The 21,172-nt window shown below is 66.5% G+C and carries 20 protein-coding genes and 1 tRNA gene; 10 read left to right on the top strand and 11 right to left on the bottom strand.

Going from position 1 to position 21,172, the window contains the following annotated elements:
* Positions 1 to 28: 28 nt before the first annotated feature.
* A complete protein-coding gene (locus tag AB0H61_RS30945) occupies positions 29 to 289 on the top strand; it encodes a hypothetical protein (RefSeq protein ID WP_357311262.1) in 261 nt (86 codons plus the stop codon).
* Positions 290 to 300: 11 nt separating this feature from the next.
* On the opposite strand, the gene AB0H61_RS30940 is transcribed toward AB0H61_RS30945, so the two are convergent.
* A complete protein-coding gene (locus tag AB0H61_RS30940) occupies positions 301 to 1,062 on the bottom strand; it encodes an alpha/beta hydrolase (RefSeq protein ID WP_357311261.1) in 762 nt (253 codons plus the stop codon).
* A 589-nt stretch (positions 1,063 to 1,651) separates the two neighbouring features.
* Here AB0H61_RS30940 and AB0H61_RS30935 point away from each other — a divergent pair.
* Together AB0H61_RS30935 and AB0H61_RS30930 are read left to right on the top strand one after the other, a co-directional pair.
* Positions 1,652 to 2,119, top strand: a complete 468-nt coding sequence (locus AB0H61_RS30935) for a tetratricopeptide repeat protein (RefSeq protein ID WP_357311260.1) — start codon at positions 1,652 to 1,654, stop codon at positions 2,117 to 2,119.
* A 126-nt stretch (positions 2,120 to 2,245) separates the two neighbouring features.
* A complete protein-coding gene (locus tag AB0H61_RS30930; protein ID WP_357311259.1) occupies positions 2,246 to 2,620 on the top strand; it encodes a hypothetical protein in 375 nt (124 codons plus the stop codon).
* Positions 2,621 to 2,685: 65 nt separating this feature from the next.
* Here AB0H61_RS30930 and AB0H61_RS30925 read toward each other — a convergent pair.
* A tRNA-Met gene (locus AB0H61_RS30925) sits at positions 2,686 to 2,759 on the bottom strand.
* A 606-nt stretch (positions 2,760 to 3,365) separates the two neighbouring features.
* Between AB0H61_RS30925 and AB0H61_RS30920 the strand changes: the two genes are divergently transcribed.
* Positions 3,366 to 3,905 carry a transglycosylase family protein gene (locus AB0H61_RS30920; RefSeq protein WP_357311258.1) on the top strand — a complete coding sequence of 180 codons (540 nt, stop codon included), beginning with the start codon at positions 3,366 to 3,368 and terminating at the stop codon, positions 3,903 to 3,905.
* Positions 3,906 to 3,995: 90 nt separating this feature from the next.
* Here AB0H61_RS30920 and AB0H61_RS30915 read toward each other — a convergent pair whose 3' ends face one another.
* Positions 3,996 to 7,007 (bottom strand): UPF0182 family protein, encoded by a 3,012-nt coding sequence (locus AB0H61_RS30915; protein WP_357311257.1) that lies wholly within the window; start codon positions 7,005 to 7,007, stop codon positions 3,996 to 3,998.
* A gap of 206 nt (positions 7,008 to 7,213) precedes the next feature.
* Here AB0H61_RS30915 and AB0H61_RS30910 point away from each other — a divergent pair, with 206 nt between their 5' ends.
* Positions 7,214 to 7,792, top strand: coding sequence for a PPA1309 family protein (locus AB0H61_RS30910; RefSeq protein WP_357311256.1), 579 nt, complete (start codon positions 7,214 to 7,216; stop codon positions 7,790 to 7,792).
* 3 nt (positions 7,793 to 7,795) lie between these two features.
* Here the strand turns inward: AB0H61_RS30910 and AB0H61_RS30905 are convergent, their stop codons facing one another.
* Entirely contained in the window at positions 7,796 to 8,818 is a 1,023-nt protein-coding gene (locus AB0H61_RS30905) for a PDZ domain-containing protein (protein WP_357311255.1), read from the bottom strand.
* A gap of 160 nt (positions 8,819 to 8,978) precedes the next feature.
* Here AB0H61_RS30905 and AB0H61_RS30900 point away from each other — a divergent pair, with 160 nt between their 5' ends.
* From AB0H61_RS30900 to AB0H61_RS30890, 3 genes are all read left to right on the top strand, one after another.
* Entirely contained in the window at positions 8,979 to 10,376 is a 1,398-nt protein-coding gene (locus AB0H61_RS30900; protein WP_357311254.1) for a zinc-dependent metalloprotease, read from the top strand.
* An 89-nt stretch (positions 10,377 to 10,465) separates the two neighbouring features.
* Complete coding sequence (locus tag AB0H61_RS30895) at positions 10,466 to 11,329, top strand: hypothetical protein (protein ID WP_357311253.1); 864 nt, start codon at positions 10,466 to 10,468, stop codon at positions 11,327 to 11,329.
* 82 nt (positions 11,330 to 11,411) lie between these two features.
* Positions 11,412 to 12,755: an AarF/UbiB family protein gene (locus tag AB0H61_RS30890; protein ID WP_357311252.1), complete on the top strand. Its 1,344-nt coding sequence runs from the start codon at positions 11,412 to 11,414 to the stop codon at positions 12,753 to 12,755.
* 330 nt (positions 12,756 to 13,085) lie between these two features.
* Here AB0H61_RS30890 and AB0H61_RS30885 read toward each other — a convergent pair whose 3' ends face one another.
* The 5 genes from AB0H61_RS30885 to AB0H61_RS30865 all read right to left on the bottom strand — a co-directional run bounded on the left by AB0H61_RS30885 (position 13,086) and on the right by AB0H61_RS30865 (position 18,214).
* Complete coding sequence (locus AB0H61_RS30885; RefSeq protein ID WP_357311276.1) at positions 13,086 to 13,370, bottom strand: WhiB family transcriptional regulator; 285 nt, start codon at positions 13,368 to 13,370, stop codon at positions 13,086 to 13,088.
* 664 nt (positions 13,371 to 14,034) lie between these two features.
* Positions 14,035 to 16,188: an ATP-dependent DNA helicase UvrD2 gene (locus tag AB0H61_RS30880; protein WP_357311251.1), complete on the bottom strand. Its 2,154-nt coding sequence runs from the start codon at positions 16,186 to 16,188 to the stop codon at positions 14,035 to 14,037.
* 574 nt (positions 16,189 to 16,762) lie between these two features.
* Entirely contained in the window at positions 16,763 to 17,242 is a 480-nt protein-coding gene (locus AB0H61_RS30875) for a MarR family winged helix-turn-helix transcriptional regulator (protein ID WP_357311250.1), read from the bottom strand.
* A gap of 70 nt (positions 17,243 to 17,312) precedes the next feature.
* Complete coding sequence (locus AB0H61_RS30870) at positions 17,313 to 17,795, bottom strand: EVE domain-containing protein (protein WP_357311249.1); 483 nt, start codon at positions 17,793 to 17,795, stop codon at positions 17,313 to 17,315.
* Positions 17,792 to 18,214 (bottom strand): hypothetical protein, encoded by a 423-nt coding sequence (locus tag AB0H61_RS30865; RefSeq protein WP_357311248.1) that lies wholly within the window; start codon positions 18,212 to 18,214, stop codon positions 17,792 to 17,794. Before AB0H61_RS30865 ends, AB0H61_RS30870 begins: the two co-directional genes overlap by 4 nt.
* A gap of 102 nt (positions 18,215 to 18,316) precedes the next feature.
* On the opposite strand from AB0H61_RS30865, the gene AB0H61_RS30860 reads away from it, so the two are divergent.
* On the top strand, positions 18,317 to 18,547 hold the full coding sequence (locus AB0H61_RS30860; protein ID WP_357311275.1) for a mycoredoxin: 231 nt from the start codon (positions 18,317 to 18,319) through the stop codon (positions 18,545 to 18,547).
* Positions 18,548 to 18,628: 81 nt separating this feature from the next.
* On the opposite strand, the gene nudC is transcribed toward AB0H61_RS30860, so the two are convergent.
* Both nudC and AB0H61_RS30850 read right to left on the bottom strand, forming a co-directional pair.
* Complete coding sequence (gene nudC / locus AB0H61_RS30855) at positions 18,629 to 19,528, bottom strand: NAD(+) diphosphatase (RefSeq protein ID WP_357311247.1); 900 nt, start codon at positions 19,526 to 19,528, stop codon at positions 18,629 to 18,631.
* A 15-nt stretch (positions 19,529 to 19,543) separates the two neighbouring features.
* Positions 19,544 to 20,608 carry a potassium channel family protein gene (locus AB0H61_RS30850; RefSeq protein WP_357311274.1) on the bottom strand — a complete coding sequence of 355 codons (1,065 nt, stop codon included), beginning with the start codon at positions 20,606 to 20,608 and terminating at the stop codon, positions 19,544 to 19,546.
* A gap of 139 nt (positions 20,609 to 20,747) precedes the next feature.
* On the opposite strand from AB0H61_RS30850, the gene AB0H61_RS30845 reads away from it, so the two are divergent.
* Positions 20,748 to 21,140 (top strand): hypothetical protein, encoded by a 393-nt coding sequence (locus tag AB0H61_RS30845; RefSeq protein WP_357311246.1) that lies wholly within the window; start codon positions 20,748 to 20,750, stop codon positions 21,138 to 21,140.
* The last annotated feature ends 32 nt before the right edge of the window (positions 21,141 to 21,172 follow it).

The following is a 21,172-nucleotide window of genomic DNA, read 5'->3' as shown; positions in this document are numbered from 1 at the left end:
CGCAACTTGTTCACCGACGGGCAGACGGGTGATCAGCCAGTACGGGCGCGCCCGCGAACGTCTCGACCTGCCGAACATCAACAAGCAGATCGCCAAGGCCGAGAAGATGATCGCCGGTGACCAGCCAGTGAAAAAGGACAGGTTCGTCAGATTCACCAGCAAGGCGATGGTCCTCGATCGAGGGGTGCAGTCGATCCACGAGAGCCGTGTGGTTGCCGACTGCCGTGCCCAGGACAGCCCAGTCAAGACCGACGACTCCGCGCTCGTCGTCGCTGGGAATGCGGTGTGAGCGTGAGCGTCCTATCCGGTGATGCTGACGGCAGTGCGGATGGTCGCCGCACACAGGGCTGGGTCATCGATCATCGGTACGTGCCCGATGCCGGGGAGTTCTGTGTATCGCGCATCGGGGATGCGTTGCCGTGCGATTGCTCCGTTGACCGAGGGTGGGAAGATGCGGTCCTTCTCCGACCAGGCAAGTGTGATGGGGCATGGCAGCGTGGGCATGGGTGCGACGCTTTCGTCGGTGCTCAGTATGTCGTAGGCGGCCGGGCAGTCGACGAGATCGTGCACGGCGCCCAGCGCCTGGGCCGCAGTGAGGCGATCACCGTGTACCGCAACGTCATTCAGGATCAGCCTACGGATAGCAGCCGAGCGAAGCATCAGCGGGGCGAGTCCGTGTCCGACCTCGGCGAGTCGTTTCGCGCGGCGGAGCTTGTTGGTGGCGGTGGTTTCGTCGGCGGTGCCGGGTGTCCAGAATCCTGCCGGGGACAGCGCACAGACCGAGCGGGCCCGTCCGCGGCGGGCGAGTTCAATGCCCATCCAGCCGCCCAGCGAGTTTCCGGCGATGTGCACCGTGCTCACGCCACGTTCATCGAGCAGTTGTTCGGTGACATCGACGAGGTGCTTGATCGTCGCCGCGCCCTCGATGCGCCCACCTCCACGGTGCCCGGCGGCGGTGGGCACGAGGAGATCGAACTCGTTGGCGAGCAGCGGAACGACTTCGTCCCAGGCAGCGGCCGACATCGTCACGCCGTGCAACAGCAGTAAGGGATCTTTGTTCACAAGCAGTTGCTCCGACCGAACCGACGACTCAGGAAAGGCGCTGGAGCCAGTCGATTCGGTGCCAGCGCACCTGCGCAGTCTGCGCACAAGCGGTGTTTGCTGTCAACGTGATCGAGGATTCGTTGTGGTGGGAGCGGAGTTCGGCAGGTACCGAGGCCCGCTGCGGTGGAGCTCTCGCGAAGGCAGCCCCCTGTCCGCTCGCAAAGGCACAATTCTCGGCTTTGCGTTCGTGCGAGCGTCCGATTCGTCCCTGGGGGAGGTGGCGCATCTCGGTCGTCAGTCAAAAGGACCGCCTGTGGCTGCATGGCCCGGGGCTGGCCAATTTCCGCAGAACCCGAATCGCGCTCCCACCACCGCATGCCGAGGGCACGGGGAAGGCCCAACTGTAGTGGCAAGCACCCGACGGTGGCTCAGTTATCGTGGCAATGGCCCAACATCGCCGACAACGGACTTTTGACACCATGCCGTCCTGAATCGCGCGGCGCGGCAAAGGGTTTCCCACCTCTTCCAGCGCCGTTGAGCAAGCGTTGTCGTGCACTGAGGTCGGACGCGGCAGTGTCGTAGGCCAGCGCGACCGCCATGCCCCGGGTTGGCGATCGCAGTAGGCGACGACGTCAGTCAGCCACTCCAGCAGCACGCTGCGGCTATCACCCGGTACCGGTCAGGTCACGGGCATACCGCCCGAGCACCCATTCTCGGCGCCGATCACGAGGAGACGCTGATCGTGCTTTCCAACCTGGCCACCTCCCGCGCCATGATGGGTGACTACACCGCAGCAGTCGCCGACTACCAGCAGGTGTACGACAGGCGAGCACGTGTGCTCGGCCCCGACAACCCGGGCACACTGCGAACGCTGGAGATGCTGGCCGACACCCGGGCATCCGCCGGAGACCACGAGGGCGCCGCCGCCGACTTCCAGCAACTGCTCGACACGCGCAACCGAGTGCTCGGCCCGGAGCACGAACAAACCCTACGAACCCGTGGTGACCTGATCCACCAACAGAGCCTGCTGATCACAGCTCAACAGCAGACGCCAGACCAGGAAGTGGACAATTAGCCTGTCCGGAAAACCGTGAGGCGCGATTGTACGGTCGATGCTCGACCCTCTTACCTGCGATGCGACAGATCAGATGAGAAACACCAGCTCAGGTACCGGTTCTGACCGAATCGCTACTGACACCTCATGTCACCTCGTACCGACACGGCTGACGTATCCGCAGGTCAGCGCACCGACATTCTGACGCCGCCGCTCATCAGCCACCAACAGCTCAGCGGAAGGTCGAGCACCGGCACGCTACGTGACCCGACGAACTTCAACGATCAATGGCGGCGAGTGCGCACCGCGCTCAGGATCTCCGAGTCGATCACCGGGCACTCGTTCCGCAAGCTGCTCATCGACCTCGGACTGGACGCGGGACTCTCGGAGGTAGTGGTCGCCGACCAGGTCGGGCACGCCAACCCGAGCGAGACCTCAACGCCTGCGCTACCCGCTGGCAGCCGAGCAAACGATCGCCGCCACCATCCAGGACGCCGTATCCCAGCACAAAAGGTCGAGTAAAGGTCTTGAAGGCCGAAAATGGCCCAGGGCAGAGAGACCGAAATCTCTCTGCCCTGGGCCGTTTGTAGCGGGGACAGGATTTGAACCTGCGACCTCTGGGTTATGAGCCCAGCGAGCTACCGAGCTGCTCCACCCCGCGTCGGTAAACACAACATTACACATGTCTACGCACAGAAGGCAAATCACTACACTTTTCCCCTATTCGGCCAGGTCAGAGGCATCTGCGGCCACATGATACGAGGCGGATCGCAGAGCGAAAGCGGGCAACTTCACACCGAATCCCCCGTGCTGACATCAGGCACTCCGAGCTGAACAAGGCGCACAACAGCACTCGATATGCCATGCCAGCAGAGTGCGCATCGGCGACGATTTCAGCCCGCGCGCATGCGCGCGTGAGCCCGGTCAAGACCTTCGAACGTGACTCGAGTCACTATCTCTGGGTGATCTCGGGCACATAACGATGCTATAACTGACCGTCCGGAATCCATTCCTAAGGCATTTACGACCTGCACGAATGTGTGAATGCGGGTTATTCGCTTCATACAATTCGCACGTTATCAAGATGTGATCTGCCTGGATTTCTTCGTTACCGTCGATGCACGGCCCGGAGGCAATCCGCGGATGGGCTCGAACTCGTACCGCTGAACACCGGAGACCCTGTCCCGCGGTACGAGGATCCCCGACCTCCTGGGGACAGGGACGGCGCGACCACGCCGAATCGGTGGGCACAGGGAGGGAAAACACCATGTCTGAGAACCGGAAGTTCAGCACCCGCGCCCTCGGCTTCGCGGCCATGACCGGCGCCCTTGTTGCCGTCCCGTTCGCACTCTCCACCGGTACCGCCTCGGCAGCGCCCGCCCACAACTGGGACGGCGTCGCGCAGTGCGAGAGCGGTGGTAACTGGGGGATCAACACCGGCAACGGCTACTACGGCGGTCTGCAGTTCTCGCAGAGCACCTGGGCCGCCAACGGTGGTCAGGGCTCGGCCAATCACGCCAGCAAGGAAGAGCAGATCCGCGTTGCGGAGAATGTGCTCGCCACCCAGGGTCCCGGTGCCTGGCCGACTTGCGGCAAGTACCTGCGCGCCGGTGATCCCGAGCCCGCCGTGACCCCCCAGCCGGAGCAGGCCCCCGCCCTCCCCACTGAGCTCCCCAACAGCACCCAGTCCGCCGTCGACCAGGCCAAGAGCGCCGCGGGCGAGCTCGCCAAGCAGTACGGCCTGGAGTCGCAGTTCCAGGCGATCCTGGCGCAGAACAGCGCCCTCATCGACTCGCTGGGCCGCTGACGCCGAACCCGTCACGAACCAGCGTCAACAGAACGGCGCCGCTATCACTGGGGATAGCGGCGCCGTTCTGTATTCAACGGTCCCCGCGGATCAGCGACCCGCTTCCTGGTAGGCCTTGACCGCGGCTTCCAATTCCTCCAACGCCTTGCCGAAGTCCTGGAAATTGCCCGAACGCATGGCACTGCGCACGTTCTCGATCTTCCGGTTCAGCTCCGTGGCCGCGGCATCCTTGGCCTGCGACGACCCGGGGGGCGGGGTGACCGTACCCGGCAGCGAAGTGGCGCCGGTGGTCTGCGGCTGCTGGACACCCTCCGACGACGGCGGCGGCGCGGTACCCGGTTTCGGCCTGGTGGCCGGATCCCCGCCGAACGGTGTGGCCAGCGCACCCGCGCCCGGCAACACCTGGTTCAATGCCTCGGCCAGGGTGGCCGCATAACCGACCTTGACGCTGCCCGCCTCATCGCGGTAGCTCACCAGCACGCGCAGCAGCTGCGGGAACGTGGAGGTGGTGGGGCCGGTATTGCGTTCGTTGTAGAACGGCTCCACATAGAGGATGCCGCCGTCGGCGACCGGCAGGGTCAGCAGATTGCCATATTTGATCTTGTTGGAATTCGACAGCAGGGTTTTCTCGCGCGAGACCTGGTCCGCTGTCGTCATGCTGTTCTGGGTCTGCTGTGGGCCCTGGGTCTGGGTATCGGTCGGCAATCGCAGGATCGTGAACTTGCCGTAGTTGTCCGGATCCGAGCGCACCGAGATGTAAGCGGACAGGAACTGGCGGTTGTAGCCGACCATGGCACTGGTCAGGTTGAACACCGGCTTATTCGTCGCCGGATCACCGAGCAGCGCGTAGTACGGCGGCTGGTTGAACGTACCGCCGCCCTGCGCCTCGACGGTCGGGTCGGCGGGCACCGACCAGAACGCGTTATTGGTGAAGAACTCGCGCGGATTGTCCACGTGGTACTTCGTCAACATCTCGCGCTGCACCTTGAACAGATCCTCCGGGTAGCGGAAATGCGCACGCAGCTCCGTGGAGATATCGCTCTCCGGCTTGACCACGCCGGGGAACACACCGCGCCAGGCCTCGAGGACCGGATCGGAGGGATCCGTCTCGTAGAGGGTCACGGTGCCGTCATAGGCATCGACCGTGGCCTTCACCGAGTTGCGGATGTAGCTGACCTCCTTGCGGGGCAGCAACCTGCCGGTCTTCTTATCGATGCTGTCCTCCATCGCGCCCTCCAACGAGGTGGTCTGCGCGTAGGGGTAGTTGTCCAGGGTGGTGTAGGCGTCCACGATCCAGACGATCCTGCCCCCGACCACGGCCGGATAGGCGTTGCCGTCGGTGGTCAGCCACGGCGCCACCTTCTGGACCCGCTCCTTCGGGCTGCGGTTGAAGATGATCTTCGAGTCGTCGCCGATGGCGCCCGAGAACAGGATGTTGCGCTCGGCGTACTTGGCGGCGAAGGCGAGCCGGTTGAACCAGTTGCCGATCGACACGCCACCCTTGCCGTCATAGGTGTACGAGGCGGTGTCCGAATCGTATTCGCGGGCGCCCTGGCCACCGACCGCGCCGACGATCGCGTAGTCCGGGTTGGACTGCGAGATCAGCTCGCCGTAGTAGATGCGCGGCTGCTCGACCTTGATCCGCTGCTTGTCCGGCGCGGTGAACAGATCGCTGACCATGAAGATCGGGTAGCCGCTGTCGCTGCTGCCGCCGGTGGTCGCGTTCGGGTCCTCCGACTGCGGCTTGTTGACCCGATTGGCCGGGGCCGCGACGAAGCCGTTGCCGTGGGTGTAGACGGTGTGCTTGTTGATCCAGTCGGTCTGGTTGCCGCTCAGCGCGGACGGATGCAGCTCCCGCGCCGCGACGATGTAGTCCTGCACATCGCCGTTGAGGTTGTAGCGGTCGATGTCCAGCGACTCCGGGAAGCCGTAGAAGTTCTTCAGCTGCTGCAACTGGGTGAACGTGGGCGACAGGATATTCGGGTCCAGTAGCCGGGCGTTGCCGATGGTGGCCGCGTCGACCGGCACTTCGAGCGGGTTCTTGCGGCTCTCGCCCTTGTAATCCTTGTAATCGATCTTGTCGTCGGTGATGCCGTACGCCTGCCGGGTCGCGGCGATATTGCGCTCGATGTACTCGCTCTCCTTGTCCGCCGCATTCGGGCGCACCGAGAACTGCTCGACGATCAGCGGGTACACCGCGCCGACCAGAATCGAGGAGAGTACGAGCAGCGCCGCCGCCATGGCGGGTACCCGCAGATCGCGCAACACAATGCCCGCGAAGAAGGCCAGTGCGCACAGGATTGCGATGGACATCAGGATCAGCTTGCCGGGCAGCACCGCGTTGATATCGGTGAACGAACCACCGGTGAAGGTCGTCTTCTTGCGGTCGCTCATCAGCAGGTCGTAGCGGTCGAACCAGTACGCGACCGCCTTGAGCAGGACGAAGAGTCCGGCCATGACGGCGAGCTGGATGCGCGCGGGCCTGGTCAGCGTGCCTTCGCGGCCGGTGAGGCGCAGGCCACCGAAGATGTAATGCGTGACCAGGTTCGCGAAGAATGCGATGACCACCGCGACGAACAGCCAGTTCAGCACCACTCGGTAGAACGGCAGGTCGAAGGCGTAGAAGCCGACGTCCAAGTGGAACTGCGGGTCCCGCTCGCCGAACGAGCCGCCATTCAGGAACAGCTGCAGCGTCACCCACTTCGACTGCGCCACCAAGCCGGACAGCAGTCCGAGTAGCACCGGGATGCCGATGCCGAACAGCCGCAGCCTGCTCATGATCGTGGTGCGATAGCGCGCGATCGGGTCATTGGGGCCCGCCACCGGCACGAAAACCGGCCGGGTCCGGTAGGCCAGCAATAGCGCTAGCCACACCACCAGACCGACGAAGAGCGCCACCGCCGCGAACAGGATTACGCGACTGCGAAGGACGGTGAGATACACGCTGCGATATCCGACCTCACCGAACCACAGCCAGTTGGTGTACGTATCGGTCAGCCGCGGTCCCAACAGCAGTAATGCCGCCAGGATGATCGCCGCCACCAGCAGCACTCGGCTGCGGCGGGACAACGAAGGTAAGCCGGTGGGGGGCCGCATGCCCACGATGCCACTCTCCAAGGTCCGGCGGCGCCCGTACCGTTGCCGGCCGATGCACCGCAGTCCGATGTTGCGGGTGGTCCTTTCGGACCGTCTGGCGCCCACTCTACGGAAACGGACATCGAATGGGCTCGCTGACCTTGTTCAGCACCGGAAACACGATTCCGGCGGCTTCGGTGAAATCGGAGAACCGGTGATGCGAGGATGTTGCGGTGACCGCAGACCTGCACGCCGAACTCGTCCTCGCCCGCTCCGTCCGGGAAGTGGCGGAATTCGCCGACGCCGAGGGCTGGGGCCGGCCGCCGCAGATGTTCGCGCTGGTACCGACCGCCGATCTGGTCGCCGCCGAACCGGGACTGCTGGACCAGTTGGACCAGGGCAACGAACTCACCCCGATCGCCCAGGAGGCGTTCCCGGACGACATCACCGGCGGGTCGATGGCGCTCGACGAATTCCTCGCGACCACCACCTGGCCGCCCGCCGTCCAGGGTTGCGTACTCGTCCAGGAAATCGTGGTGCTGCCGCCGGATGCCGAGAGCACCCTGGACGACGCGCTGGCCCCGCTGCTGGCCGATCACGAGGCGGCCGACGCGGCCGCCCGCGCCGCCGCGGAATCGCATCCGGAACGTCGTGAGGCCCGGCTCCTCGCCGCGGTGCTGCGCGAGGGCGCCTCGCTGTGCCTGCTTCAGCTGCGTCCCGAGGATGACGACGAGTTCGGCGACCTCGACCTGCGCACCTATCCGAATCTGGCGCCGAATCTCGTCGAGGCGCTGCACCACACCTTCGAGTAGGAGCTATCCGCAGCTCACGGTTTCCCGGCCCGCGTTGATATCGCCGAGGGATTGCACCGCGCCCTCCAGGTTCTCGACCTTGACCAGCCGCAGTCCTTCGGGTGTGCGCTGACGGGCCTCGTTGCAGTTGGCGGCGGGAACCAGGAAGGTTTCGGCGCCCGCATCGCGTGCGGCGATCATCTTGTACTGGATGCCGCCGATCGGTCCGACCTTGCCATCCTGGTCGATGGTGCCGGTACCCGCGACGAACTTGCCGCCATCCAGCTCGCCTGGGCTGAGCTTGTCGATGAGGGCGAGGCTGAACATCAGGCCCGCGGACGGGCCACCGATATCGGCCAGGTTGAAGGTGACCTCCATCGGCGGCCGGGCGCCCTCACCCGGCGTCACGCCGAGGTAGCCCTTGGTCGCGTCGTCCGGGCGGGCGGCGAGGGTGATGTTCGCGGTCTGCTCGGCCGCGCCACGACGGAACACCACGGTGAGCTGGCTGCCCGGCGGTTGCGTGGACACCGCGGTCACCACATCCTTGGGGGTGGCGATCGGTGCGCCGTTCATGCTGATCAGCTCGTCGCCGGGTTCCAGCACACCCTTCGCCGGGCCGTCGCCGACCTTGCGCAGCAGCACCACCGTCGGCAGCTTCAGATAGTGCAGGGCCGCGACCTCGGCATTGCCCTCGGAATCCTTGAAGTCCTGCTGGTTGGACTTGTCGATCTCCTCGCGCGGAACATTCGGCGGGTAAACCTCGGCGCGCGGCACCAGCCCGTGCTGGCCGCTGGCCCAGAACCCGAATGCCTCGAACAGATTCAGCCCGTCGCGCACCGAGACGGTGGTCATATTCAGCTGGCCGGTCGTCGGGTCGACCGCGGCGCCCTGCACGTCGACCACCTGCTTGCCGTCGACCTCGCCCAGCGTATCGAAGGTGGGCCCGGGGCCGAGTGCGACGTACGGCACGGTGACCACACTGCCGACGACACCGAGTACGAGTACCGGGACGAGGGCGGCCACCAGGGTCATGATCCGACGATTCACCTGGTCCACCATAGTGATGGACTCGGCGCCGGGGCGGCGGAGGCGGACTTTCGCCGCTCGCGCCCGCACTCGTTCGCCCCGCGCGAACACGGCGCTCGAAGCGGTGGAAGCCGGGCTGCCGCACGTGGCTCGCCCCTATCGCGCGCGTAACGTTAGCTGTATGACTGACCTCCCATTCGGATTCTCGAACCGCGATGACGATGACGCGCGCAAGCGTGGCGAGGACCCGAGCGGCGCCGATCCGAACAACCCGTTCGGGTTCGCGATGGGCGGCGCGGGCGGATTCGACCCCTCGCAGTTGGGGCAGATGCTGACCCAGTTGGGTCAGATGCTCACCGGTATGGGCCAGCCGGGCTCGGCACAGGCCGGTCCGGTCAACTACGACGTGGCCAAGCGACTGGCCCGCCAGCAACTCGGGTCGAGCGTGACCCCGGTCAGCTCGAGCACGTCGAAGGCGATCGCCGATGCCGCGCACCTGGCCGAACTGTGGCTGGACGGCGCCACCACGCTGCCCGCGGGCGCGACCAGAACCGTCGCGTGGACGGCCAACGACTGGATCGAGGAGACCCTGCCGACCTGGAAGCGCCTATGCGATCCGGTGGCCGAGCAGATCTCCGGTATGTGGACCTCCCAATTACCCGAAGAGGCCAGGGAATTCGCCGCCCCGATGGTCGGGATGCTGGGCCAGATGGGCGGCCTTGCCTTCGGTTCGCAGCTCGGGCAGGCCCTCGGACAGCTGGCCAAGGAGGTGCTGACCTCCACCGATATCGGCCTGCCGCTCGGGCCGAGCGGGACCGCGGCGCTGTTGCCGTCGGCCATCTCGGAATTCAGTGCCGGGCTGGAGCAGCCCGAGAGCGAGATCATGGTGTTCCTCGCGGCCCGCGAAGCGGCACATCAGCGGCTCTTCCACCATGTGCCGTGGCTGCGCCAGCAGGTGCTCGGCGCGGTCGAGGATTACGCACGCGGCATCAAGATGGACTTCTCGGCCTTGGAGCAGGCCGCACAGGGCATCGACCCGATGTCGCTGAGCGATCCGTCCAAACTCGAGGAGATCCTGGCGCAGGGCACCTTCGAACCGCAGACCACCCCCGAGCAGAAGCAGGCGCTGGAGCGCCTGGAGACGCTGCTCGCCCTGATCGAGGGCTGGGTTCAGGTCGTGGTCACCGAAGCCGTAGGGGATCGGCTCCCCGGTGCGGGCGCACTGGCCGAGACCCTGCGTCGCCGCCGCGCCACCGGCGGACCCGCCGAACAGACCTTCGCCACCCTCGTCGGCCTCGAGCTACGTCCGCGCAAGCTGCGCGAGGCGGCCGCGCTATGGCAGCGGCTCACCACCGACGCGGGGATGGAGGCGCGGGACGGCGTCTGGGCGCATCCCGATCTGCTGCCCGATTCCGACGATCTCGACTCCCCCGCCGCCTTCATCGATTCGGTGATCGGCGGCGGCGCCACCGCCTTCGACGATCCGCTGGCCCAGCTGGCGGAGACCGAGGCACGCGAGGCCGCCGAGCGCGCCGCGGATGAGGCGAAGGACAACGGCCAGGACAACGGCGCGTCCTGAAAAACTGTCCTGTGAATAGCGCGAATTCCTGTTGATAACCACGGGATTCGCGGCTTTCGCGCGGTGGCCCGCCGCGCATACTTCCTGGCATGACGACGAATCGCGCACAGGGGCCGATGCTGAATCCACGGGTGACCGTGCTGGTCCGGCCCTCGGGGGTGGTGCAGCTGGGGTGGGATCCGGAGCGGGCGTTGCTGTTGGATCCGCCCGGATTGGATACCGAGACCGTGCTGACCTTCCTGCGGCTGCTGGACGGTTTGCAGACACGGCCGCAGATCCTCTGGCGGGCCGGGGAGTGCGGTATTCCGCCGGAACAGGCGATGGCGCTACTGGCCGAGATCGACGAGGCCGGATTGCTGGTACATCCGGAGAGCCGGGACGGTCGGATTCGCTCGGTGCGACTGCACGGGTTGGGTCCGCTGTCGGACGCGCTGACGACGGGATTGCGGCGGTTGGGTATTCGGCCGACTCGGTCCCGCGGGTACGCACCGGATACCCCGATCACCGGTTGGCAGGCCGACCTGGTGGTGCTCGCCGATGACGTGGTCGCCGACCCCCGGCTGACGAATGACCTTGTGTTGCATCGGATCCCACATCTGCAAGTGCGTATTCGAGACGGGAAGGGGATCATCGGTCCCCTGGTGCTGCCCGGCGAGACCAGTTGCCTGCGCTGCGCGGATCTGACCCGGACCGACTACGACGCGGATTGGCCCCACTTGGCCGCGCAGTTGCTCGGCCGGGTCGGACATGCCGCGCCTGCCGCGATCGCGGCGACCGCCGCGCTGGCGTTGAACGAAGTGGAATCGATTGTGGCGTGTTCGGCCCGCCGGGCGCCCGCGACCCTGGACACCACGCTCGAGCTCGATCTGGATTCACATCTGATCGCGCAGCGCTATTGGGCGCCGCACGAGGCATGCGGCTGCCGCGCGGTTTCCGCGGGCGCCTCGGCGTGATCACATCGATTCTTATACTCCGCCAAGGAAAGAGATCACATTACGATGGCAAACCCACGGTTCCGTCCGCCATGATGGGTACGTGTCTGAGATCGTGCGTCGTCGCTCATCCCGCAATGCCAAGTTAGCCAAGATTCCGCTCGGGATCGCCGGACGTGCCGCGGTCGGGTTCGGCAAGAAGCTGGCCGGTGGCGACAAGTCGGAGATCAATGCGCAGCTGAACCAGAAGGCCGCCGAACAGCTGTTCACCGTGCTGGGTGAGCTCAAGGGCGGCGCGATGAAGTTCGGCCAGGCGCTCAGCGTGATGGAGGCCGCCGTCCCGGAGGAGTTCGGCGAGCACTATCGCGAGGCACTGACGAAGCTCCAGGCCGCGGCCCCGCCGATCCCCGCCGAAACGGTGCACCGGGTACTCGACCAGCAGCTCGGCACCCAGTGGCGCCAGCGCTTCCAGTCCTTCGACGACGCACCGGCGGCATCGGCCAGTATCGGCCAGGTGCACAAGGCGGTGTGGTCGGACGGCCGGGTTGTCGCGGTGAAGGTGCAATACCCCGGCGCGGACGAGGCGCTGCGCGCCGATCTCAAGACACTCTCGCGGATGACCGGTCTGATCGCCTCGGTCGTCCCCGGCGCCGATGTGAAGCCGATCCTCGCCGAGATCACCGAACGCACCGAAGAAGAGCTCGACTACCGCAACGAGGCAGCCAACCAGCGGGCCTTCGCGAAGGGCTTCGACGGGCATCCCGAGATCGTGGTACCCAAAGTGGTGGCCAGTGCGCCGAAGGTCATCGTCACCGAGTGGCTGGACGGCACCCCGGTTTCGAAGATCATCGGGGCCGGCGTGGAGGATCCCGAAGGCACGCTGACCCTGCGCAACCGGGTCGCCCTGCTGATGGGGCGCTTCCACTTCTCCTCACCGGAAACCGTCGGCCTGCTGCACGCGGACCCGCACCCCGGCAACTTCATGATGCTGGAGGACGGCAAACTGGCCGTCATCGATTTCGGCGCCTGCGCACCGCTGCCGAACGGATTTCCCGATGTCCTCGGACGGATGCTGGCGCTGGCCGTCGACGAGCAGTTCGACGAACTCACCGAGCTGCTGTACGACCACCGGTGGGTCATCCCGGGACGCACCATCACCGATCGGGAAATCGCCGACTACCTGCGCCCGTTCACCGATCCGATCAAGACCGACTCGTTCCATTTCACACGCCGCTGGATGCAGCGGGTGGCGGGCAAGGCCTCCGACATCGGCAGCCCGGAGATGAAAACCGCACGGGCACTGCAACTGCCGGCCGAGCACGTGATGATCTTCCGGGTGCTCGGCGGCTCGGTGGGCATCCTCGCCCAGCTCGACGCGGAGGTCCCGTTCATGCAGTTGGCCACCACCTGGCTGCCCGGGCTGCGCGAGGAGCGCTCGGCCAGCTGAGAACTCACCCGGCGCACCACTTCTCGGCACGACACCCGGCGGGAAGGCGCGAATCGTGCCGACAAGTGGTGCGCCGGTGCGGCGGCGACGGTTGTCACGCCGACGAAAGGCGCTGTCTCGGAACGCAAACGAGCCGCCCACCGGATCATGCGGTGAGCGGCTGGTTTGCTTTCTCGTTCCTGGGCCCTGCCTGGGCCGGACAGGCATGGCGAGGCCTCAGCGACCGGAGGGAGGGAGGACATCGGTCCGAATCCCGGGCTCATGACCGCACCTCGCGGTGCGTGGTGTGGCCATGAGCCCGGGTGACGTAGCCCCTGGTTCGTTCCCGGATCATGCCGAGATCGCAACCTTGCGCGGGCGACCACGCGGACGCTTGCGGGCGATCACGACACCCTGGTCGAAGATCTCACCGCCCCACACGCCCCAAGGCTCGCCCCGGTCCAGGGCCGCGGTCAGGCAGCCCTTCTGAATCGGGCAGGACGCGCACAGCGTCTTGGCCTGCTCCAGTTGCGCCGGGCTCTCGGCGAACCAGAGATCGGGGTCTCCCGCCCGGCAGGGCAGGACTTTGGTGACCTCCCGGGAACGGGTCGGCCGTGCCACGGTTCGGCATGTCACTTGAGTAGTGGCCGTCGGCCAGCTCTCGGCGGTGAACACGTCGTTCTCCTTCAGCTTGTTTGCAGCGGTTCGTTACTTTCTCCACGAAACCGGTGGCAATCGGCTGAAGAGCCGCTTAAAAAGACTGGCCACGGTTTCGCTTCGTGCGATCCGTGGCCAGGAGGTCTGGGAGGTGTCCCCTACCTAGATCGACATCTGTGTCGATTCCTGATCACGGTCGCTGGGTGTGCGTTGCGGAGGCGGGCTGCCCGCATTTCGGTGTCTGCCGGACGATCCAGCAGAGCGACTGCCGGCTCATATCCGGCACCGAATGCGAAGGCACCGGCCGCTTCGATAGCTGTCGGGTGCCAGCTTCCGCTGGGCTTGTCCTGACGCAGGACGCAAATCTGGCGATGCGCGGGTGAAACAGCCGCGTGCGTGCCGAAGGCGCCTACGAAGGACAGACCGGTCCCCTGCAAGGCGAGGGTCCCCCGGGAGGCCGACACGGGCGCATTCACCGCAACGCTGAGAGCGCTGAAGCTTGTGAAGTCGTTCATTGGTCTGCCTCCCTCCTGTTCTCGTAATCTGTCGGAACTGCGCTGTGTGATCGCAGAGCGCGCCGGAATGCCCTCCCGGTGCGTGATTCCCACCATATGCAATGTCGGCTGAACCGACAACCTATTTTCTACCTGCGGTTTTGTGATGTGGATCGAGTTCGCGACCTGACGATGGCGAGTACATCCGCGCCGTACTGGACGATCTTCTTCGCGCCGATCCCCGGAATCGCCTGCAACGCCTTGTCATCGGCGGGCAGCTGTTCGGCGATGGCGGTGAGCGTGGTGTCGGTGAAGACCACGAACTCGCGCACCCGCAACGCCTCTGCCTTCTCGCCGCGCCACTCCTTCAACGCCTCGAGCAGCACCGTGTCGAGCTCGGCCGGGCAGCGACGGCACCGACCGAGCATGGTGGCGTAGGTGCCGATCAACGGTCTGGCGCAGACCCGGCAGTACGGCCGAACCCCGTTGGCGTCCTTGGTCGTTGCGGACGTCGCGATGCGGGAGGCGGGTGAATCGTCGGGGACCAGGCCGTTGAGGAATCGGGACCGCCGCCGGGTGCGCCTGCTGCCCTCGTTGCGTGACAGCGCCCAGGACAGCCGCAGATATTCGCGGGCCCGAGTGACACCCACGTAGAGCAGCCGCCGCTCCTCCTCCAGCGCCGCGAAATCAGCGACGGAACCGTCATCGGCGAGCACATGGGCGATCGGCAAGGTGCCGTCGGCGAGACCGACGAGGAAGACCGCGTCCCACTCCAGCCCCTTGGCCGCGTGCAACGAGGCCAGCGTGACGCCCTGCACGGTGGGTGGATGCCTGGCCTCGGCGCGGGCGGCGAGTTCACGCAGTAGACCGGGCAGATCCAGCGCGTCGTCCTGGGCGAGCAGTTCCTCGGTGAGGCGCACCAGCGCGACCAGCGATTCCCAGCGTTCCCTCGCCTGTGCGCCCGCGGGCTCGGTGGCGGTCAGCCCGACCGGGGCGAGGACCGCCTTGACCAGGGTGACCAGCGACTTGCCGCTACGAGCCTGGTCCGGGAGGTCCGCACGGGACGCGGCCTGCCGCAATACCGAAACCGCCTGCCTGACCTCGGCCCGCGCGAAGAAGCCCTCGCCGCCGCGCACTTGATACGGGAGGCCGAGCTCGGTCAGCGCCTGCTCGTAGGCCTCCGACTGCGCGTTGATCCGGTACAGCACCGCGATCTCGGCGGCCGGGGTACCCGCCTTGATCAGGCGCTTGATCTCCATGGCCACCGCGGTCGCCTCGGCCGGTCCGTCATCGTGTTCGGCGAAGATCGGCTCCGGGCCGTCCGCGCGCTGGCCGATCAGCTGCAGTCGGGTGCCCGCGATCCGGCCGCGCGCGGCGCCGATCACCCGGTTGGCCAGGGAGACGACCTGCGGGGTCGACCGATAGTCACGTTCCAGCCGGACCACCGTCGCCTCCGGAAAACGCCGGGAGAAGTCGAGAAGATAGGCGGGGGTGGCGCCGGTGAAGGAGTAGATGGTCTGGTTGGCGTCGCCGACCACGGTCAGATCGTCGCGATTGCCGAGCCAGGCGTCGAGCACCCGCTGCTGTAGCGGGGTGACGTCCTGGTACTCGTCGACCACGAAACTCCGGTAGCGCCCGCGGAATTCGTCGGCGACCGCCGGAAAATCCTCCAGCGCGGCGGCGGTGTGCAGCAGCAGATCGTCGAAGTCGAGAAGCAACCCGTCCGGCGAGGTCTTCAGCGATTCGTACCCCGCGTAGACCTCGGCCACCCGGGCCGCGTCGTACGGGATATCGCGGTGTTGTCCGGCCGCCGCGGCCGGATAGTCCTCCGGGGCGATGAGTGAGGCCTTGGCCCATTCGATCTCGCCGAGCAGGTCGCGCACGCTCTCGGTGGAGGAGGAGAGCCCCGCTCGATTCGCCGCCTGCGCGACGATCGGGAACTTGCCGTCGATCAGTCGCCACGGCACATCGCCGACGATCTGCGGCCAGAAGTACTTGAGCTGGCGCAAGGCCGCCGCGTGGAAGGTGCGCGCCTGCACCTGATTCGCCTCGCCACCGAGGCCGAGCTCACGCAATCGGCCCCGCAACTCACCCGCCGCCCGCGCGGTGAAGGTGACCGCGAGCACCTGGTCGGCCTTCACATGTCCGGCCGACACCAGATGTGCGATCCGATGGGTAATGGTCCTGGTCTTGCCCGTGCCCGCCCCCGCAAGCACGCATACCGGGCCGCGCGGGGCTCGCACGGCGGCGGCCTGCTCGGGATCCAGGGCGGCGAGGTCGAGTGCGGGCACGGGGACCATCATGACAGCCCCCTCCGACAACCCCGTGCCGCCCGCACAACACCCGGACCGCATCGGCTGTCCGCCACCCACTCGCCCGCATCACCGCTGTGGCGCAGTTCTCCCACGGTCACACGCTTCCGAATCGAAAGCCCGGTCACCGTGTCGTGACGAACCTTGGGCTGTGACGCGATCGGACACGCAGGAGCGAGACACACCGGCCGCGCGGAATCCCGCTGCAATTCAACGGTTTCCGTCGGTCGCCGACTGTAGTGTGAGCCCACCTCCAGCCGAGGGGCGATGGACATGGTCCGACATCGCGCCCAGGAAGGAGGTGGTGGGGATGGCGAAACATCGCCGAGTGGCGAAACATCGCAGACAGGGAGAGCCCCCGGTCAACCGCGGCATAATCTTTTTGGCAACTGCCGTGATCGCCGGGGCGCTCGTCTACTTGGTCCGCCGAGTGCGGGCTAGGTAATTCCCACCAGGTGGGGCGCTGTCAGCAAACGGCGTCCCACCGCTCGGCATCACTCGCGTGACAGCACAACTGTACCCACCGAGGTGCGTAGAGTCGACCGTTTCGCCGCAGGTCGGGCGGTCAGTTCGGGGTGCGATCGCGGAGTCGGCGTAGTGCGTCGGCGAAGGTTGAGGTGCCCGGGCCGAGCGGGGCGAAGAATTCGTGGTCGCAGGATTCCACCGAGACAATGGCTCGATTCGCCAGTGCCGCACCGGCTTCGGTGGGGACCAGGGATTTCGCGCGGCGGTCGTGCGGGTGGTCGCGGCGTTCGATCAGGCCCTTGTGCTCCAATGTGCGCAGCACCTGTGAGGTCATCATCGGGTCGGTGGCGGCCTGGGCGGCGAGGTCGCGCTGCATCACGGGCTCGTCGACGGCGCGCCCCGCCAGGTAGGTCAGCGAGGCCAGCAGGACGAATTGCACGTGGGTCAGGTCGAACGGGGCGAGGGCCGCGCGCTGGGCCGCCTGCCAGCGGTTGGTCACCTGCCAGAGCAAGAGCCCGGGACTTTCGTCGGCCTCCGCGAACCGGCTGCGCAAACCCTCATCCGATGCATCCGCACTCAATGACTCTCCTCACTCGCCGGATCCGGACGGGACACCGCATCCTCGCATTCCGGCCGCGCGCCCGACGCGATCATGCCTCGGCACCGAATAATGCCCATACATCCCGGGCACCGGCGTCCGGGCGAGGATCATCGAGCATCGCCCGCGCGATCACACCGTAGTCGTGTGCGCTGAGCTCGATCAGTCCGCGCCGCAACACCATTCCCCAGTTCGGCACAGCCGTGAGGCCGAGTTCGTCACGCAATGTATCGATGGGCGTCGAGCGGGCCTCGGTCCGATAACTCACCGCACGCCGCCACGGCTGGAAGCAACCGCCCTCCCCCTGCGATTCGGCCCGCCAGGCCGGGCGGTCGTCGATGGTGCCGATAGCGGTGAAGGAACGGACCGGGGCGCCGGTCCGCATGCCCTCGCGCGGCGAGTAGTAGACCAATTCGTCGCCGGGGCGCATCCGCTCCACCGCCGCGCGCTTGCCGTGATCGGCCTGCGCGATACCGAGTGCGACGCCGCGCCGGACATGTTCGTATGAAACCACGGCCAGCCAGTACTTGGTCATACCGTCACCACCTCGGCCGCCGCGACCAGCGCGTCGAGGTCGGGCTGTACGGATTCGGCGAGCCCGCCGCCCATGATCGTGGTCCACAGCCAGGACAGCGGACCCTCGATCGAGATGGTGACCGTGACGGTGGTGCGGTCGGCGTCGGTCCCGACCTGGTGATCGACGATCAGGCGCGCGCCGACGAGCTTGGAGACGTCCACGAATTCGGTGTCGCTGAGCCGCTCGACGATGAACCCGACCTTCGGTCCACCCTTCGGCTTCAGCGTGCCGGTCGCCCCCTGCTGGAACGGTCCGTCCAGCCGGGCCCATTCGGTGTCGGCGTTCCATTCCGGCCAGGTGGCCATATCGGCCCACTTCGCGAAGAAGGCGGCGGGTGCGGCGGTCGAGGTGGGCCGTGCGGCGGCGATGATCGTCATGGATTTAATATGCGCGCATACTAAATCTCGCGCAAGTCGTGGAACAGGAATGGACCGTCTGGCGTTGAAGGGTCCGTGACTGACGCGAACCCCACCCTGACCATGTACTCGACCACCTGGTGCGGCTATTGCCGCAGGCTGAAGAAGCAACTGGACGAGTCAGGCATCAGCTACGCCGAAATCGATATCGAGCAGGATCCGGCCTCCGCCGAATTCGTGGGCAGCGTCAACAACGGCAACCACGTGGTGCCGACGGTCAAATTCGCCGACGGCTCCACCGCCACCAACCCCTCCCTGGCCGACGTCAAAAAGGTCCTCGCCACTCTCTCCTGACGCCGGGTCTCGCGACCACAGACCTTGTCAACGCCGCACAGCAGCTACAACCCCTGTGGGGCGTTGACAAGGTCTGTGGGCTCAGTCGAGCGCGGCCCAGGATTCGACAATGGTGCGGGCTATGGAGATCGAGCCGGGGAGGAGGAGGCGGACGCCCTCTTGTTGTGCGGACCAGTCGCCTGCGGAGAGGGCCGCGCGGACCTCGGCGCGGGTGAACCAGTGGGCCTCGGCGATTTCGCCATCGGAGAAGGCCAGTGGCTGTTCGGGATTCGCGACGGCGGCGAAACCCAGCATCAGGGAGCGGGGGAAGGGCCAGGGCTGGCTACCGAGGTAGTGGATTTCGCGGACGTCGAGGCCTACCTCCTCCTTCATCTCGCGCTCCACGCATCGCTCCAGTGATTCGCCTGCCTCCACGAAGCCGGCCAGAATCGAGAACAGCGTCTTCGGCCAGGCATGCTGACGGGCGAGCAGTATCCGATCGGCGCCGTCGTGGATCAGGCAGATGACGGCGGGGTCGATGCGGGGGAACTCCTCGTGGCCGCTCTCGGTGACCCGGGACCAGCCGCCCTTGGCCGTCACCGTCGCCGAACCGTCGGCGGCATGGAAACCGGCTTTGTCGTGCCAGTTCAGCAGTGCGACGGCGGTCGAGAGCAGGCCCGCGGTGAAGTCATCGATGCCGCCGGCGAGCATGCGTAGATCGGTCAGTTCGCCGGACAGCTCGTTATCCCGGACGGCCCACAGGTGCCTGCCCTCGCCGATGCCGAGGAAGACCGCGGCGGGGCTCGGCTCGGCCGAGAACTCGACCGCCGCATCCAGCACCAGGGCACCCTCGGCGAACCGAACCTGACCCCGCCGGTTCACCCGCAGCAGCCGCGCCTCGGCCCACCCGCCCTTGAGCGCCTGCTCATCGGACCGGACTTCCTCGGCCCGATCGACGGCGGAACGCGACAGCAGCGGCACAGCATTCAGCTCAAATGACACGCTTCGACACTAGCCTCATTTGGCCGCGCGCCGGATATACAGCAGCTTGTCCCCGGCCTCGATGGCATCAACCTCCGGCTCACCCACCCGGATCAGGTCACCACCGCGCACCACGCCGAGCACGATATCGCTGAGATGACGTGGGGAACCCCCGATCTCGGACTGCTCCACATCGCGTTCGGCGACCGCGAAACCCTGTTCCGGAGTCAGCAGATCCTCCATGATCTCGACCACCGTCGGGGTGGTGGTCGCGATGCCGAGCAAACGGCCCGCCGTCTCCGAGGAGACCACCACCGAATCCGCGCCGGACTGGCGCAGCAGGTGGGTGTTCTCCGCCTCGCGGATGGCGACCACGATCGTGGCGGCCTTGTTGAGCTCGCGCGCGGTCAGGGTGACCAGGACGGCGGTGTCGTCGCGATTGGTCGCGACCACCACCGACGCGGCGTTCTGCACGCTCGCCAGCCGCAGCACATCGGACTGGGTGGCCGAACCGTGCACGGTCACCAGCCCGGCGTTCCCCGCCGCATCCAGCGCCACCGCGTCGGTATCGACCACCACGATGTCGGCGGGCTGCACACCGTCGGCGATCATGGCCTGGATCGCGGTCCGTCCCTTCGTGCCGTATCCGACGACCACGGTGTGATTGCGCACGCTGTGCCTCCAACGCTGAATCTTGAATGCCTGCCGCGAACGCTCGGTGAGCACACCGATGGTCGTACCGACGAGCACGATGAGGAAGAGAATTCGCAGCGGCGTAATGATGACGATATTGGCGAGCCGAGCCTCCGCGGAGACCGGGGCGATATCGCCGTAACCGGTGGTCGACAGCGAGACCGTCGCGTAGTAGAGCGCGTCGAGGAATGAGATGTCGTCGCCCGCGTCGTCGTGGTAGCCCTCGCGACCGAGAAAGACCACCAGCGCCGCGGTGAACAGCAGCCCGATCGCGAACAGCACCCGCCGGATCAGGGAAACCCATGGGCTGGTCTGGATTTCCGGGATGCGCAGCAAGCCGACCAGCGCAAAGTCCGGCCGACTGGATAACCCGAGCCCCCGCGACCTGTCCCCGAAGTCACCCAACACCGGTGTCACCAACCCTGCCGCTCGTCGAGCCGGCTATCTCCAGCATTACCTGTCCCTCCGGCACAGCACGGGAGCCTACCCGGTTGCCGCGCCGCCGCTCGGACTCGACGCGAACACCTGGTGAATGTCAGGGTGGGGCATGGCAGATAACGCGCCCGACTCCGGCCGCCGACCCGCACTTGCCCTCGCCGCCTTGCTGTTCAGCTCGGGCGTGCTGCATTTCGTGATGCCCAAAACGTACGACTCGATCGTGCCGAGGGCGCTGCCAGGCCGGGCCCGCGACTACACCTATGCCTCCGGCGTGGCCGAACTCGGAGTCGCGGCGACGCTGGCGGTGCCGCGCACCCGCGGCCTGGGTGGGCGGCTGGCGGCACTGCTGTTCATTGCGGTGTTCCCGGCCAATATCCAGTTCACCGCGGACATGCTGGCAAGTAAGAAGGCGTCGCGGCTGGTCAAGGTGGGCTCGGTGCTGCGGTTACCGCTCCAGATTCCGCTGATCACCCAGTCGCTGAAGGTCGGCAGGAAGGGCTGACCCCGGCGGCGGCGCGCGCGTCGTGTGGCGCG

This window comes from Nocardia sp. NPDC050710, assembly GCF_040654375.1.
Taxonomy (GTDB): Bacteria; Actinomycetota; Actinomycetes; order Mycobacteriales; family Mycobacteriaceae; genus Nocardia.
The sequence above is the reverse complement of the archived record's forward strand: the minus strand, read 5'-3'. Positions and strand labels throughout refer to the sequence as shown.

What these genes read in the sequence shown, in the direction of transcription:
- AB0H61_RS30930 (WP_357311259.1), top strand. Translation starts at nt 2,246, where the DNA reads ATGTCACCTCGTACCGACACGGCTGACGTATCCGCAGGTCAGCGCACC.
- AB0H61_RS30920 (WP_357311258.1), top strand. Translation starts at nt 3,366, where the DNA reads ATGTCTGAGAACCGGAAGTTCAGCACCCGCGCCCTCGGCTTCGCGGCC.
- AB0H61_RS30900 (WP_357311254.1), top strand. Translation starts at nt 8,979, where the DNA reads ATGACTGACCTCCCATTCGGATTCTCGAACCGCGATGACGATGACGCG.
- AB0H61_RS30895 (WP_357311253.1), top strand. Translation starts at nt 10,466, where the DNA reads ATGACGACGAATCGCGCACAGGGGCCGATGCTGAATCCACGGGTGACC.
- AB0H61_RS30880 (WP_357311251.1), bottom strand. Translation starts at nt 16,188, where the DNA reads ATGATGGTCCCCGTGCCCGCACTCGACCTCGCCGCCCTGGATCCCGAG.
- AB0H61_RS30870 (WP_357311249.1), bottom strand. Translation starts at nt 17,795, where the DNA reads ATGACCAAGTACTGGCTGGCCGTGGTTTCATACGAACATGTCCGGCGC.
- AB0H61_RS30865 (WP_357311248.1), bottom strand. Translation starts at nt 18,214, where the DNA reads ATGACGATCATCGCCGCCGCACGGCCCACCTCGACCGCCGCACCCGCC.
- AB0H61_RS30860 (WP_357311275.1), top strand. Translation starts at nt 18,317, where the DNA reads ATGTACTCGACCACCTGGTGCGGCTATTGCCGCAGGCTGAAGAAGCAA.
- AB0H61_RS30845 (WP_357311246.1), top strand. Translation starts at nt 20,748, where the DNA reads ATGGCAGATAACGCGCCCGACTCCGGCCGCCGACCCGCACTTGCCCTC.